Origin of the sequence: Pseudoduganella sp. (assembly GCF_041914865.1) — a bacterium.
Classification (GTDB): domain Bacteria; phylum Pseudomonadota; class Gammaproteobacteria; order Burkholderiales; family Burkholderiaceae_D; genus Rugamonas.
In genome coordinates this window covers 97,976-113,311 of the sequence record NZ_JAYSCO010000003.1, presented here as the reverse complement: position 1 = coordinate 113,311, position 15,336 = coordinate 97,976, and the positions used below count along the sequence as shown (strand labels likewise).

Annotated in this window: 12 protein-coding genes; 9 read left to right on the top strand and 3 right to left on the bottom strand. The window is 66.2% G+C overall.

Going from position 1 to position 15,336, the window contains the following annotated elements:
- Positions 1–31: 31 nt before the first annotated feature.
- From hutC to ACE3TQ_RS02450, 7 genes are all read left to right on the top strand, one after another.
- On the top strand, positions 32–751 hold the full coding sequence (hutC, locus tag ACE3TQ_RS02480; RefSeq protein WP_374580340.1) for a histidine utilization repressor: 720 nt from the start codon (positions 32–34) through the stop codon (positions 749–751).
- Positions 752–809: 58 nt separating this feature from the next.
- Positions 810–5,489, top strand: a complete 4,680-nt coding sequence (locus ACE3TQ_RS02475) for a PAS domain S-box protein (protein ID WP_374580339.1) — start codon at positions 810–812, stop codon at positions 5,487–5,489.
- Positions 5,482–5,892 carry a response regulator gene (locus ACE3TQ_RS02470; protein WP_374580338.1) on the top strand — a complete coding sequence of 137 codons (411 nt, stop codon included), beginning with the start codon at positions 5,482–5,484 and terminating at the stop codon, positions 5,890–5,892. Before ACE3TQ_RS02475 ends, ACE3TQ_RS02470 begins: the two co-directional genes overlap by 8 nt.
- Before the next feature lie 207 nt (positions 5,893–6,099).
- Entirely contained in the window at positions 6,100–6,426 is a 327-nt protein-coding gene (trxA, locus tag ACE3TQ_RS02465) for a thioredoxin TrxA (protein WP_028101994.1), read from the top strand.
- A 137-nt stretch (positions 6,427–6,563) separates the two neighbouring features.
- Positions 6,564–7,826, top strand: a complete 1,263-nt coding sequence (rho, locus tag ACE3TQ_RS02460) for a transcription termination factor Rho (protein WP_374580337.1) — start codon at positions 6,564–6,566, stop codon at positions 7,824–7,826.
- Positions 7,827–8,033: 207 nt separating this feature from the next.
- Positions 8,034–8,303 (top strand): type B 50S ribosomal protein L31, encoded by a 270-nt coding sequence (locus tag ACE3TQ_RS02455; protein WP_374580336.1) that lies wholly within the window; start codon positions 8,034–8,036, stop codon positions 8,301–8,303.
- Positions 8,304–8,393: 90 nt separating this feature from the next.
- Complete coding sequence (locus ACE3TQ_RS02450; protein ID WP_374580335.1) at positions 8,394–10,118, top strand: ArnT family glycosyltransferase; 1,725 nt, start codon at positions 8,394–8,396, stop codon at positions 10,116–10,118.
- 45 nt (positions 10,119–10,163) lie between these two features.
- Here the strand turns inward: ACE3TQ_RS02450 and ACE3TQ_RS02445 are convergent, their stop codons facing one another.
- Both ACE3TQ_RS02445 and ACE3TQ_RS02440 read right to left on the bottom strand, forming a co-directional pair.
- On the bottom strand, positions 10,164–11,807 hold the full coding sequence (locus ACE3TQ_RS02445) for a methyl-accepting chemotaxis protein (RefSeq protein WP_374580334.1): 1,644 nt from the start codon (positions 11,805–11,807) through the stop codon (positions 10,164–10,166).
- On the bottom strand, positions 11,795–12,595 hold the full coding sequence (locus ACE3TQ_RS02440) for an EAL domain-containing protein (protein ID WP_374580333.1): 801 nt from the start codon (positions 12,593–12,595) through the stop codon (positions 11,795–11,797). Before ACE3TQ_RS02440 ends, ACE3TQ_RS02445 begins: the two co-directional genes overlap by 13 nt.
- Positions 12,596–12,718: 123 nt before the next feature.
- Here ACE3TQ_RS02440 and ACE3TQ_RS02435 point away from each other — a divergent pair, with 123 nt between their 5' ends.
- Positions 12,719–13,663, top strand: a complete 945-nt coding sequence (locus ACE3TQ_RS02435; RefSeq protein WP_374580332.1) for a MerR family transcriptional regulator — start codon at positions 12,719–12,721, stop codon at positions 13,661–13,663.
- 170 nt (positions 13,664–13,833) lie between these two features.
- Complete coding sequence (locus ACE3TQ_RS02430) at positions 13,834–14,511, top strand: substrate-binding periplasmic protein (RefSeq protein ID WP_374580331.1); 678 nt, start codon at positions 13,834–13,836, stop codon at positions 14,509–14,511.
- 6 nt (positions 14,512–14,517) lie between these two features.
- Here ACE3TQ_RS02430 and ACE3TQ_RS02425 read toward each other — a convergent pair whose 3' ends face one another.
- On the bottom strand, positions 14,518–15,135 hold the full coding sequence (locus tag ACE3TQ_RS02425; protein ID WP_374580330.1) for a hypothetical protein: 618 nt from the start codon (positions 15,133–15,135) through the stop codon (positions 14,518–14,520).
- Between the last annotated feature and the right edge of the window lie 201 nt (positions 15,136–15,336).

The window sequence follows — 15,336 nt, the reverse complement described above, 5'->3', positions numbered from 1 at the left end:
TATTGCATGGAGCACAAGCCCGGAGCCCGGTTTGGACGAACAACAACAACACGACACCCCGATTTTTCAGCGTATCAAGGACCACCTGCTGGCGCAGATTGCGGCCGGCGCCTGGAAGGAAGGCGACGTCATCCCTTCCGAGCAAGCCCTGGTCAAGCAATTCAGCGTCTCGCGCATGACGGTCAACCGCGCCGTGCGCGAACTGACGGCGGAAGGCGTGCTGACCCGGCGCCAGGGCGCCGGCACCTACGTCGCGCCGCAGAAATACCAGGCCACCCTGCTGGAAATCAAAAGCATCGCCGACGAAGTGCGCGCGCGCGGCCACGCCCACCGCAGCGCGCTGCAGCTGCTGGAGCGGGCCAAGGCCAACGACCTGCTGGCCAAGGCCTTCGAGCTGCCGCCCGGCCATGAGCTGTACCACTCGATCATCGTGCATTACGAAAACGGCGTGCCGATCCAGGTGGAAGACCGCTGGGTCAACCCGCTCTGCGCGCCGGACTACATGGCGCAGGACTTCGCCCACACCACCCCCAACGAATACCTGGTGCGCGCCGCTCCCTTGCAAGCCGCCAGCTACAGCATCGAGGCGCTGGCGCCGCCGCGCGACGTGGCCGAAATGCTGGCCATGGACGCGCGCCAGCCCTGCCTGGTGCTGAAACGCCAGACCCAGTCCGCCGGCCGCATTGCCTCGCTGGCCACCATGTGGCACCCAGGCCATCGTTATCAATTTGGCGGCAGCGTACCGGCTTGAGCAATGCTATAGTTGACCGCACAATGCCAGCGCCCAACGCTGGCCAGAAAGGGATGACTTGCCGCCACCGAGCCTGAACGCTGCCCCGCCAGCCCGAGCGCGCCGCCGTGCGCGCCGGCTGCTGGTGCGCGCGCTGGCCGCCCTGCTGGGCGGCATATTGGCGGCCGGCCCGGCCCTGGCCGACGAGGCCGTCACCATCCAGCTCAAGTGGCGCCACCAGTTCGCCTTTGCCGGCTATTACGCGGCGCAGGCGAAAGGCTATTACCGCGATGCCGGCCTCGACGTCACGCTGCGCGAAGCAGTGCCGGGCCAGGACCCGGTGCAGCATGTGCTCGACGGCGGCGCCCAGTACGGCATCAGCAACAGCTCCCTGCTGCTGCGGCGCGGCGCCGGCGCGCCGGTGGTGGTGCTGGCGTCGATCTTCCAGCACTCGCCGCTGGCCCTGGCCGTGCGCCTGGACGAGGAAGGCCAGCGCAAGCCCTGGCCCGGCAGCCGCATCGCGCTCGGCATGGAAAGCGAAGAACTGCGCATTTACCTGCAGCGCAGCCAGGTGCCGCTGGACCAGGTCACCTTCGTGCCGGGCTATAACAACCTGGACGACTTCATCGCCGGCCGGCTCGACGCGATCGCCACCTACGCCAGCTCGGGACCGTTTGCCATGGCGCGCAGCAACGTGCGCTTTGAGCTGGTCAACCCGCGCAGCATCGGCATCGACTTTTACGGCGACAACCTGTTTACCACCGAAGCCGAGCTGAGCCAGCACCCGGAACGCGCGCGCGCGCTGCGCGACGCCACCCTGAAAGGCTGGCACTATGCGCTGCAGCACCCGCAGGAAATCGTCGACCTGATCCGCGCCCGCTACCCCGAGCGCAAATCGCGCGAAGCGCTGCTGTTCGAAGCGCAGCACCTGCTGCCCCTGCTCGAGCAGAACCTGATCGAACTCGGCTACAGCAACCCGCAGCGCTGGAAAGCCATCGCCGACAGCTATGCCAGCGCCGGCATGCTGCCCGCCACGTTCCGCCTGGAAGGCTTCCTGTACCAGGACACGGCCCGCCTGCCGGGCTGGCTGCTGGCCCTGGGCGTGGCGCTGGCCCTGCTGGCCGGGGCCGCCCTGTGGCGCCTGGTGCGCGTCTCGCGCGCGCTGAAAGGGGCCGAGGTGCGCGTCGACGACGCCGAGCGCATCGCCAGCTTCGCGCTGGAAGGCGCCGGCGAAGGCTACTGGGACTGGCAGCCGCAGGTGCCGGCGCTGCACCTGTCGCAGCGCTACGGCGAGATCCTCGGCTATGCGCCCGGCACCTTGCGCCCGGCCACTATCGAGCAGTGGCTGGAGCTGGTCCACCCGGACGACCGCGCCCGCGTCGCCGCCGAGCTCAGCGCGCTGGACGACCCGGCCGCCGGGCGCGCGCCGTTCACCATGGAATTCCGCATGCAATGCCACGACGGCAGCTGGACCTGGGTGCTGGCACGCGGCATGGTGCTGACGCGCGACAGCGCCGGGCGCCCGCTGCGCATGTCCGGCACCCTGGGCGATATTTCCGACCGCACCGCGGCCGAGCTGGCGCGCCTGGCCGCCATGCTGGCCGCCCTGCCGGGCGCGCTGCTGGTGGCCGACCGCAGCGGCCGCGTGCGCCAGGCCAACAGCGCCGCCGACGCCGTCTTTGCCGCCGAGGCCGGCCAGCTGGCCGGCACCTCGATGGAACAGCTGATCCCCGACGTCATGCGCGACACGCCGGGCCGCCCGCGCGAACTGTTCGCGCGCCCGCAAATGCCGGGCCGCGTGCTCACCGCGCGCCGCCTCGACGGCAGCCACTTCCCGGCCATGGTGCACCTGGCGCCGATCCAGCTGGACGGCCAGGGCCTGGTGGTGCTGTCGCTGCGTGACATGACGCAGCGCCAGCGCGCCGAGGAAGCGCTGCAGGCGTCCTCCGAGCGCTACCGCCTGATCGTGCAGACCGCGGCCGAGGGCATCTGGATGTGCGACGCGGCCGACCGCACCAGCTTTGTCAACCCGACCATGGCGCGCATGCTGGGCTACGAGGTCGAGCACATGCTGGGGCGGCCGATGGCCGACTTCATGGACCCCGACTGCGCCGCCCTGCGCCAGCGCCAGGCGGCCGCCCATGGCGGCCCGCCGGAACCGGCCGAAGGCCGCTTCTACCGCCAGGACGGCTCGGCGCTGTGGGCCCTGCTGGCCACCAGCCAGGTCAACGCCGACAACGGCAGCTACGCCGGCACCCTGACCATGGTCACCGACATCACCGACCGCCGCCTGGCCGAACTGGCGCTGCGCCACTCCAACCAGCGCCTGGCCTCGGTCTTCAACGCCGTCACCAACGGCCTGCTGGTGTTCGACGCCGCCGGCAATATCGTCGAAAGCAATGCCGCCGCCAGCCGCATGCTGGGGCGCGCCGCCGCGCGCGGCGCCGGCCAGTGGGACGGCGTGCACGAGGACGGCCGCCGCTTCGACGTACAGGAACACCCGGTGGCGCAGGCGCTGGCCAGCGGCCAGCCGGTGCGCGACGTGGTGATGGGCGTGGCGGCGCCGGCCGGCGCGGCCGAAGAACGCTGCTGGCTGTCGGTCAACGTGGAGCCGATGCGCGACGAGCTCGGCCCGGGCAGCATGGTGGTGGCCAGCCTGACCGACATCAGCTACCGCAAGAAGAGCGAAGACGCGCTGCGCCAGGGCGAGCAGCGGCTGCAGGAAATCATCCAGATGATGCCGATCGGCCTGTTCATCAAGGACAAGGACAGCCGCATGATCCTGATGAACCGCGCCTGCGAGCAGCAGTTCGGCTACACCTTCGACGAATTGAACAACGGCGACTACACCGCCTTCCACGCGCCGGAGGAAGTGGCGGCCTTCCGCGCCAAGGACCTGCAGGCCTTCGCCGGGCGCACCCTGATCGATTTCGAGGAAACCATCTGGAACCCGGCGCTGGGCGCCCCGCGCCAGCTGCGCACCTTCAAGAAGCCGGTGTACGACGCCCAGGGCGCGCCGGCCTACCTGATCTGCATGGCGATCGACATTTCCGACAGCAAGGCCACCGAGCGCGCGCTGCGCGAACTGAACGAGCACCTGGAAGAGCGCGTGGCGCAGCGCACCGCCCAGCTGGAGGAGGCGCGCCAGCAGGCGGAGGAAGCGTCGGCCGCCAAAGGCCAGTTCCTGGCCAAGATGAGCCACGAGATCCGCACCCCGATGAATGGCGTGATCGGCATGGCCTACCTGGCGCTGAAGACCGAGCTGGAGCCGCGCCAGCGCGACTACCTGGAAAAGATCCGCTTCGCCGGCGAGCACCTGCTGCGCATCATCGACGACATCCTCGACATCTCCAAGATCGAGGCCGGCAAGCTGGAGATCGACGACGTCGACTTCTCGCTCGACCATGTGATCCAGACCCTGACCACGGTGGTGGCGCCGAAGGCGGCCAGCCGCGGCCTGCGCCTGGCGTTCGAGCTCGACCCGGCGCTGCCGCCGGTGCTGCGCGGCGACCCGCTGCGCCTGGGCCAGATTTTGATCAACTACGTCAACAACGCCATCAAGTTCTCCGAGCAGGGCAGCATCGACGTCAGCGTGCGCCAGCTGCTGGCCGACGACAGCGTCTGCCTGCTGCGCTTTGAAGTGCGCGACCACGGCATCGGCCTGACGGAAGAAGAGCAAGGCAAGCTGTTCCAGGCCTTCCAGCAGGCCGACACGGCCATCACGCGCGAATACGGCGGCACCGGCCTGGGCCTGGCCATCTGCAAACAGCTGGCGCAGCTGATGGGCGGCGAAGTGGGCGTGCACAGCGTGCCCGGCGAAGGCTCGACTTTCTGGTTCACCGCCCGCCTGGGCCTGTCGGCGCGCCGCGTGCCCGAGCTGATCAACGAAGTCAACGCCGCCGCCGCCGCCCTGCTCGACAGCGCGCGCAGCGCCGCCGCCATGCAGGCGCTGAAGGACGCGCGCATCTTACTGGTCGAGGACAACACCTTCAACCAGCAAATCGCCCTGGAAATGCTGGAGGAAGCCGGCTCCTCGGTGTGCCTGGCCAACAACGGCGCCGAAGCGCTCGACCTGCTGCAGCAGGCCGAGTTCGACTGCGTGCTGATGGACGTGCAGATGCCGCTGATGGACGGCCTGGAAGCGACGCGCCGCATCCGCGCCGACCCGGCCCTGGCCAGCACGCGCGTGCTGGCCATGACCGCCACCGCCACCAAGGACGACCGCGAACGCTGCCTGCAGGCCGGCATGGACGACTTCATCGCCAAGCCGATCCAGCCGGCCCTGATGTACCAGACCATTGCCAGCTGGCTGCCCGAACGCAGCGCCGCCGATGCCGCCGCGGCCGATCCCGCGCGCGCCGCCCGCCCCAGCGGGCGCGCCGCCTTCCGCCCGACGCTGGCCGGCGACCCGGCCATCATCGACCTGTCGGTGCTGGCCCAGCTGCTGGGCTACCACCCGCACAAGATCCGCAAGTTCGCCTTCAAGTTCCTGCAGACCAGCGAAGCCGGCTTCAACGAAATGGAAGCGGCGCTGGGGGCCGGCGAGCTGCAGAAGGTGCGCGAGCTGGGGCACCGCATCAAGAGCAGCGCGCGCGCCGTGGGCGCGCTCGGCATGGCCGAGCTGTGCCAGCAGCTGGAACAATTACCGGAAAATGCCGACGCCGCCAGCGCACGCAGCCTGCTCGACCAGCTGTGGCAGCTGCTGCACCAGGTGAGCGAACACATCATGACCAACACCACTTTTGCCGACGATGACTGACACCCTCCACCCGCCCAGCCCTCCCTTGCGCATCCTGCTGGTGGATGACGACCCCTTCATGCTGAGCATGCTGGCCGACATGCTGGAAGACCTGGGCCAGCTCAATGTGCGCAGCGAAAGCGACGCCCGCCAGGCCCTGCTGGCCCTGCCGCAATACCGCCCCGACCTGCTGATCTGCGACCTGTCGATGCCCGAGCTGGACGGCATTGAATTCCTGCACAAAGCCGCCGACAGCCACTTTGGCGGCGCCGTGGTACTGCTGTCCGGCATGGACGCCAGCGTGCGCCAGGCCGCCGACACGCTGGCGCGCGCCCACGGCCTGCGCCTGCTCGGCACCCTGGCCAAGCCCGCCAGCCCGGCGGCCCTGGCCGAGCTGCTCGCCAAAATTCGGGGTCAGGTCTGACAATCGGACAAAAAAAATGGGGACGTACCCCATTTTCGCCGCGCGAAAATGGGGTACGTCCCCATTTTTTCAAAATCGGTTATTATTTGGGCCATTCCCGCCCTGATTCCCTGTTGACTTCCCAGTATTGAATTAGTGCAGTTCGTCGCCAGATGGGCGATAACAGCAAGGGGTTATCCCGGGCGACTATTCAATTGAGGAAAAATAATGAGCGACCTGATCAAACACATTACCGACGCATCCTTCGACAGCGACGTGCTGAAGGCCGACCGCCCTGTGCTGGTGGACTTCTGGGCTGAATGGTGCGGCCCTTGCAAGAGCATCGCCCCGATCCTGGAAGAAGTGGCCAAGGAATACGACGGCAAGATCACCATCGCCAAGATGGACGTGGACAGCAACCAGCAGGTGCCGGGCAAGTTCGGCATCCGCGGCATCCCGACCCTGATCCTGTTCAAAAATGGCGTGCCAGCCGCACAAAAAGTCGGCGCAATGGCAAAAGGTCAACTGACCTCTTTCATCGACAGCAATATTTGATGTAAGATAGGCGGTGCTGCGCCCGCAGCCCGCCTGATTGGCAGGGAAAGCGCCCAAAAACCTTTCCCTTAATTTAATAGATCCACGTAGTTCCCTCCCCTACCCTTACTTTCCCGTCACGGGACACTCAAACAGCTATGCACCTTTCTGAACTTAAGGCTATGCACGTTTCAGCTTTGCTGGAAATGGCCATCAGCCTCGATATCGATAACGCGGCCCGCCTGCGCAAGCAGGAACTGATGTTCGCGATCCTGAAAAAACGCGCCAAGGCCGGCGAGCAGATCTTCGGCGACGGCGCCCTGGAAGTGCTGCCGGACGGCTTCGGCTTCCTGCGCTCGCCCGACGCCTCGTACATGGCGTCGACCGACGACATTTACATCAGCCCATCGCAGATCCGCCGCTTCAACCTGCACACCGGCGACTCGATCGAAGGCGAAGTGCGTACCCCGAAGGATGGCGAGCGCTATTTCGCCCTGGTGAAGGTGGACAAGGTCAACGGCGAATCGCCGGAAGCCTCCAAGCACCGCATCCTGTTTGAGAACCTGACCCCGCTGCACCCGAACGTGCCGCTGCGCCTCGAGCGCGACATGACCGGCACCGAAAACATCACCGGCCGTATCATCGACCTGGTGGCGCCGATCGGCAAAGGCCAGCGCGGCCTGCTGGTGGCATCGCCCAAGTCCGGCAAGTCCGTGATGCTGCAGCATATCGCGCACGCCATCACCACCAACCACCCGGACGTGACCCTGATCGTGCTGCTGATCGACGAACGTCCAGAGGAAGTGACCGAGATGCAGCGCTCCGTGCGCGGCGAAGTGGTGGCCTCCACCTTCGACGAACCGGCCACCCGCCACGTGCAGGTTGCCGAGATGGTGCTGGAAAAAGCCAAGCGCCTGGTCGAAATGAAGAAAGACGTGGTGATCCTGCTGGACTCCATCACCCGCCTGGCGCGCGCCTACAACACCGTGATCCCTGCCTCCGGCAAGGTGCTGACCGGCGGTGTGGACGCCAACGCGCTGCAGCGTCCAAAGCGCTTCTTCGGCGCCGCCCGTAACGTGGAAGAAGGCGGCTCGCTGACCATCATCGCCACCGCGCTGATCGAAACCGGTTCGCGCATGGACGACGTGATCTACGAAGAATTCAAGGGCACCGGCAATATGGAAGTGCACCTGGAGCGCCGCCTGGCCGAGAAGCGCGTCTACCCGGCCATCAACCTGAACAAGTCCGGCACCCGCCGCGAAGAGCTGCTGATCAAGGCCGACCAGCTGCAGAAGATCTGGATCCTGCGCAAGCTGCTGTACTCGATGGACGAGATCGAAGCGATGGAGTTCATCCTCGACAAGATGCGCGCCACCAAGAACAACGGCGAGTTCTTCGAGATGATGCGCCGCGGCGGCTAATCAAAAAAAATGGGGACGTACCCCATTTTCCGGTACGTCCCCACTTTTGCGATGGCCAACAATAAATGGGGTACGTCCCCATTTTTTTGGCCCATTTTTTGCTATAATCGCGAGTTCATTTAAACCCTGGCAAGTGAAGAGCAATCGGGTCGCGAAGCAGTTAGGACCGCCGAAGTGCTGTTTGGCTACCAACATTGAGAGAAAAGCATGAAAGCTGATACCCATCCAGATTACCGCGAAGTCCTGTTCCACGACGTGTCCTGCGACTTCAAGTTCATCACCCGTTCCACCATCCAGACCAAGGAAACCGCTACCTACGAAGGTAAAGAGTACCCACTGGTCAAGATCGAGGTGTCCTCGGAATCCCACCCATTCTTCACCGGCCAGCACAAGATCGTCGACACCGCCGGTCGCGTGGAAAAATTCCGCCAGAAGTTCGGCAAAGTCGGTTCCAAGACCGCCGTCGCCAACGCTTAATCGCGTCCGCTTCGAAAAAAAGGCAGCTGCGGCTGCCTTTTTTGTTATTTGCCCGTCATACTCCTGCTTTCCCAAGAATAAAGTTGACCGATGAAGCCAGTCCGTCTTCCCGCCGCCGCCACCCGCACCCTGCCCCGCTGGGCCATTTTCGCCCTGGGCCTGCTGTACATCCTGCCCGGCCTGATCGGGCGCGAGCCGTGGAAGAATGACGATGCCGCCAGCTTCGGCGTGATGTGGACCATGGCGCACGGCAGCTGGCAGGACTGGCTGTGGCCGAACATCGCCGGCCTCTCGGTCACCGACGAAGGCCCGCTGGCCTTCTGGCTCGGCGCGCTGGGCATCAAGCTGTTCGGCTGGGCCCTGGGCGATGTGTTTGCCGCCCGCGTCGCCACCCTCGGCATCTTCCTGCTGGGCGTCAGCGCCCTGTGGTACGCCACCTTCAACCTCGGCCGCCGGCCGGAAGCGCAGCCGCTGCGCCTGGCCTTCGGCGGCCAGCCCGAGCCGGACGATTTTGGCCGCACCCTGGCCGATGCCGCCGTGCTGATCTACCTCGGCTGCCTGGGCCTGCTGGTCCACAGCCATGAAACCACGGCCGAGCCGCTGCAGGTGGCGCTGCTGGCGCTCACCCTGTACCGCAGCGTGCGCTATATGGAGCTGCCGTCGCTGCGCAATGCGGCGCTGGCCGGCATGGCGCTCGGCCTCTTGACCCTGACGCGCGGCTGGGTGGTCCCGGCCGCCCTGCTGCTGGCCCTGTTTGCCTGCACCCGCTTCCTGGCCATGCCGGCCGGCCGCTCGCTGCGCGACCTCGGCCTGGCGCTGCTGGTGGCGGCCGGCGTCACCGCCCTGTGGGCCGTGCCGGCCCTGCTGGCGCGCCCCTACGGCCAGGAACCGCTGGCGGCCTGGCTGGCCTGGAACGCGGCCCAGCTGAAAGTAGGCGGTTTCGAAGGCTTGCGCAACTTCTTCCGCGTCGGCGTCTGGTTCTTCTGGCCGGCCTGGCCGTTTGCCGCCTGGGCCGTGTGGGCCTGGCGCCGCCAGAGCAACCTGCTGCACATCGTGGTGCCGATCACCTTCGTCACCGCCGCCGCCATCCTGGTGCTGCTCAACCCGCTGCCCGAGCAGGGCCACCTGCTGATGCTGCTGCCGCCGCTGGCCATCATGGCCGCCTTCGGCCTGCTCACCATGCAGCGCGGCGCCATCAACGCCATCGACTGGTTCAGCGTCATGGTGCTGACCCTGTGCGCCGCCGTGCTGTGGATCTTCTACTACGCCCAGCTGACCGGCTGGCCGGCCAAGCCGGCCCACAATGTGCTCAAGCTGATCCCCGGCTTCACGCCGGAAGTGCGCTGGCCGGCCCTGCTGGTGGGCCTGTGCGCCACCGCCGGCTGGTTCATGCTGGTGCACTGGCGCATTTCGCGCCGCCCGGCCGTGCTGTGGCGCGCCGTGGTGCTGTCGTCGGGCGGCCTGATCCTGATCTGGATCCTGCTGATGACCCTGTTCCTGCCGAACGTCAATTACAGCAAGAGCTACGCCGCCGTGGCGCGCCAGGCGGCCGCCGCGCTGCCGGCCGGCACCGATTGCGTACAAACCAATGTCACGCCGGCCCAGCGCGCCTCGTTCGCCTATTTCGGCCGCCTGCCGTTCACCGGCGTGGCCGGCGGCCAATGCAAGGTCATGCTGTTGCAAGATAGCATCAAATCCCGTTCCCGCCAGCAACAGCCCGGGCCCGAATGGCAGCTGCTGTGGGAAGGCCACCGCGCCTCCGACCGCAGCGAGCGCTTCCGCCTGTTCCAGCGCCGCGCCACGCCCATGCGCTGAGCCAGCCCGGCCGGGCCGGCGCTGTTCACCTGGCGCCAGCGGGCTTTAGCGGCTGCCCAGGGCTGCCGCCAGGCGGCCGCCTGCCGCCCTGGCACGCTCCCGGCCCGCCAACGGCGCGGCCAGCGCGTGCGGCGCAAGGCGGAAGGCCGTCATTGCCTGCGCCAGATTGTGCGCCTTGTGCTGCAGCTCCGCCGCGGCGGCGGCGATCTGGCTCACCATGCCGGCATTTTGCTGCGTCGCCGTGTCGATGCGCTGCACGGCCCCGGCCACTTGGCCCAGACCGGTGTCCTGCTCGCTGCTGGCGGCCGCGATGCCGCTCAACACGTCGGAGACGCGCTGGATGCCGCCCACGATTTCCGTCATGGCGGCGCCGGCCGCTTCCACCTGCATGGCGCCCTGGTCGATGCGCTCCACGCTGTCGGTAATCAGGGCCTTGATTTCCAAGGCCGCGGCCGCACTGCGCTGTGACAGGCTGCGTACCTCGCTCGCCACCACGGCGAAACCGCGCCCCTGCTCGCCGGCGCGGGCCGCCTCCACCGAGGCATTCAGTGCCAGGATATTGCTCTGGAACGCGATGCTTTCGATCACGCCAATGATGTCGGCAATCTGGCGCGAGCGTTCGTTGATGCCTTGCATGGTGTGCACAGCATGCTGCACGGCAACGCCGCCCTGCCCGGCCGCCTGGTTGGCGCGCAGCGCCAAGGCGTGCGCCACCTTCGCCTGCTCGGCATTGTGCCGCACGGTGCTGCCAAAGCGCGTCATCGCCGCCACGGTTTGCTCGAGTGCGCTGGCCTGGCTGCCGGTGCGGCCCGCCAGTTCCTGGTTGCCGGAGGAAATCTGGCTGGCGGCAGCCGACACCTCCTCCGCGTTGGCGCGCACCCCGCTGACGATGTCGCGCAGCCCGGCCTGCATGCGGGCCACGAAGGCCAGCACGCTGTGCTGGTCGCCCGGCGGCAGCGCGATCTCCTGCGTCAGGTCGCCGGCGGCCAGCCGGCTGAACAGTTCGCGCAACACGTGCGGCTCCGCACCCAGTTCGGCCGCCAGGCTGCGCAGAATGGCCACGCCCGCCAACAGCGACAGCGCCACCGCCAGCAGCAAGCCGGCGATGAAGGTGCGGCGCTGCGCCTCGTAGGCCGCATGCGCCGCCGCCACCATGGCCTGGGCCCTGCCATTGGTCAGTGCGGCATAGTCGTCGGTGACGCGCGCCAGCTCGCGCAACAGAGGGCGGCAGTCGTCGTTCATGCGCCGCACCGCCTGCGCGCGCTGTCCTTGCAGTGCCAGTTCGACGATATTCAGCGCCACCGGCGCATAGCGTTGTTCCACTTCGGCAATGGCGGCGATTTTGCTGCGCACCAGGGCGGGAACCTCGGCGGCCTGCGCCAGCTGCTGCAGGCGTGCCAGCTCCGTCGCCACGCTGGCGTGCGCGCGCATGACGGCTTGCTGCTCCAGCGCCAGGTCCTGCGCCCCCTCGACCAGCACCAGGTTGCGCGCCGCAATGGCGCGCTGGTCCACCGCCACCCGCAGGCGCTCCATGGTGTGCGCACGCGCATTGATGCCATTGACGAACTGGTCGAAGCGCTCGCTGGTGGCGGACAACAGGTAAATGGCTGACAGCGCCATCGCCAGCACCACCAGGGTGAGCGCGGCGAACGCGAGGTACAGCTTGCGGCGCACGGTCAGATTGCGCATGGTGACTCCTTGATGGGATTGATTGAAGCGGCTTGGTTGGCAGCGGGCCAATGCACGCCGGGCACCTGGCCGACCACCGGTCGGCTGAACAAGTAGCCCTGGAACAGCTGGACGCCGAGCGAGCGCAGGTAACGCAACTCGCCGGCCGACTCCACGCCCTCGGCAATGACTTCGATCTGCAGGGCGCGGCAGGCCTCCACCAGGCAGCGTACGAGCACCTGGCGCACGTGGTCCTCATGCAAGTCACGGATCAGTTCCATGTCGAGCTTGATGAAGTCAGGCTGGAAGTCGGCCAGCAGGTTCAAGCCGGCATAGCCCGCCCCGAAGTCATCGATCGCCGTCTTGAAGCCCTGGCGACGGTACTCGCGCACGATATTGCGCAAGTGCTGCCGGTCGCTCACTTGTTCACTTTCCGTGATCTCGAACAGCAAGCGATCGGTCGCGACGCCGAAGCGCCGCGCCGCCGCCAGCGTGGCGCGGATGCAAGTCTCCGGTTCGTACACGGCATTCGGCAAAAAGTTAATGCTAAGCAAGCCCTGTAAACCGAGCCCGCTGACCAGTTCGACGGCTTTGGTGCGGCAAGCCTGGTCGAAGGCATAGCGGTTCTCGGCATTGACCTGGGCCAGGACGTGCGCCGCGCCGGCGCCATCGAGGCCGCGCACCAACGATTCATGCGCGAAGACGACGCGGCGCTCGACATCGACGATCGGCTGGAAGGCCATGGTGAAATCGAATGGCAAGGCATGGCCGCCACGGCAGGCCTGGCAGGCAGCGGCTTGTTCATTCATGGAGATGCCTCTTGTACATTTATTTTGTCCTAGACAAACAAAAACAGGGATAGATTATGCCCACTGGAAATTTTTTTGTCTAGGACAAAAATGGAAGGTCGGCTATAATCCGAACATACCAATTTGACACTATTTTCCATACGCAGGATGACCGACCAGGATCTACTTCCCATTGCCGCCGTCGAGCGCGCCACCACTTTGTCCAAGGACACACTGCGCATCTGGGAACGTCGCTACGGCTTTCCGCAGCCCCTGCGCAACGCGCAGGGTGAGCGCCTTTACCCGGCAGACCAGGTACAGCGCCTGCAACTGATGCAACTGCTGCTGAGCAACGGTTTGCGCCCGGCCGCCATTGCCAGCCTGCCTCTGGAGGCCTTGAAGACGCTGCTGGACGAATGCCAGGCGCGCGCACTGCCGCCGGCTACCCCCGAGCTGCCGTTGCAAAACGAATGCCTGCGGGAGTTGGCGCAGCACAACATGCCGGGCTTGCTGCAGTTACTCAACCAAAGCGCCAAACGGCTGGGCATTGCGCGGCTGGTGTGCGACGTGCTGCCCGACTTGACTGCCGAAGTGGGGCGGGCCTGGGCGCGCGGCGCCATTGCCGTCTTTGAAGAGCATCTGTACACCGAATGCGTGAGCACGCTGCTGCGGCAGATGCTGGCCGAATTGACCCTGCAAACCGATCGCCGGCCGCCGCGTATCCTGTTGACCACCGTGCCGCAGGAGTCGCACGGGCTGGGGCTGCTGATGGCGCATACCTTGATGGCACTGGAAGGCTGCGATTGCCGCTCGCTCGGGCTGCAGACGCCGATCGCGGACATGGTGCAAGCGGCGGCGGCTCAGGCCGTTGACGTGCTGGCGCTCAGTTTCAGCCAGACCATGCGCGGCGCCGACGTGCAGCGCAGCTTGCGCGCCGTGCGCCAAGCCCTGCCGGAACATGTGCAAATCTGGGCCGGCGGCAGCCACCCGGCGTTGCTCAAGCTGGCCTTGCCCGGCGTGGCGCCGCTCATCCAGCTGGGCCAGATCGGCCCCGCTGTCGCGGCCTGGCGTGCCGCGCAGCAGCACTGACCTGGTCTTCCGCGCCCGGCCTGCGGCACGGCTGGCGCCCGATTGTCCGCCCCCATGGTTGCTGCTATGCTGTAAGCGGCAAGAACAACGAGGTCGGCATGGCAACAGCGTTAACCTATTTTGCAATATTGCTGGTTACTAGCACAGCGGCGCTGGCGACCCCGCCCGCCATGCCGCCGCTGCTCATCACCGCCGAGCACGCGCCGCCGGCCAGCATGAAGGTGGGCGACGAAGTGATCGGCCGCGAAAGCGAGAAGATCCGCGAAATGCTGGCGCGCACCGGCTACAGCTACAAGATCGACGTGCTGCCCTGGAAGCGCGCCTACACCATGGCCCAGCGCGATCCCTACACCTGCGTCTACTCCACCTCGCGCACCCCAGAGCGCGAAAAGCAGTTCAAATGGGTCGGCCCCACCGATGAGGCCGAATGGATCCTGATGGGGCGCGCCGGCCGCAAGTACCAGCTGCAAACGCTGGAAGACGCCCGCAGCCTGCGCATCGGCACCTATAACGGCGACGCGCGCGACGAATTCCTGCGCGCGCGCGGCTTCGATGTCGACCCGGCCCAGAACGACGCCTCCAACCCGAAGAAGCTGCTGCTCGACCGCATCGACCTGTGGGCGGTGGGGGTGCGCAACAACGACATCAGCGCCCTGGCCCAGTTCGCCGCACCGGGACAGCTGGTGCCGGTGCTGACCTTCCACCGGGTCAAGGTCTACCTGGCCTGCAACCCTTCGGTGCCCGATGCCATGGTCGAGCGCATGAACAGCGCGCTCGACAGCATGCGCAAGGATGGCAGCTTCACCCGGCTGGAGAAGAAATACGAGCAGTGGCAAGCCACGAAGTGAACCGGTCTAGGCCAGCGGGTACGCGCTGCCATCGGGGAAACGGCCGCGGGCGACTTCACTGAACGCGGTTTTGTGCCACACCAGGCGCCGCGCCAGCAGCGGATTTCCGTTCATCCTTTCCGGGCTAAGGGTGCCGCGCTTGAAGAAGCGCTTGTGGAACCGGTACGAGAACACCTCGTCAATTTTGGGGTGCGAGTGCAGCGTCGCGTGCTCGTAGAAGACAAAATAGGCCGGATTCCCGGCACTGATGCGTTGGATCTCACGCAGGAATTCACTGTCCACCTGACTGCCATCCTTCGTGTATTTCCCCAGGTAGGAATCCGAATAGCGAGGAGTGCCATGCCACCCGCGCTGGAAACGCACGGAAATACCCTCCTGCCGGGTACACTCGCCGATCTTGATGAAGGGGCCGGTGCTGTTCTTGAACCGGTAAAAATAGACCCCGACCGAGCGGCTCACGCCCGCCGCTTGCAGGCAGTTGAGGACATGGTTGTTGCGCGCTGCAAGGATATCGTCCGGACTCGTGAGCAGGACGCACACCACGCGCTCCGCCCCGGTGCCGCGGCCGGAGGCAGCCTGGTAGTGCCGCACGCGCATCCGGTCAGGCTGTTTGTCCATTTCCATAAGCACCTCGAAATTTTCCTGATGGCAATTATGCGGCCGCCGACGGCCAATTGTCGAACATGCCCACCTGACAAGTCCCATAACAAGCGCGCAAACAACTTGCCATTTATTACTGTTGCGCAACTAAAGTTTTTTTAGGGGATGGCTGACACAAGGCTGGAATACCTCGCTATAGTCCCCATATGCGGAATGTTGCCGTAC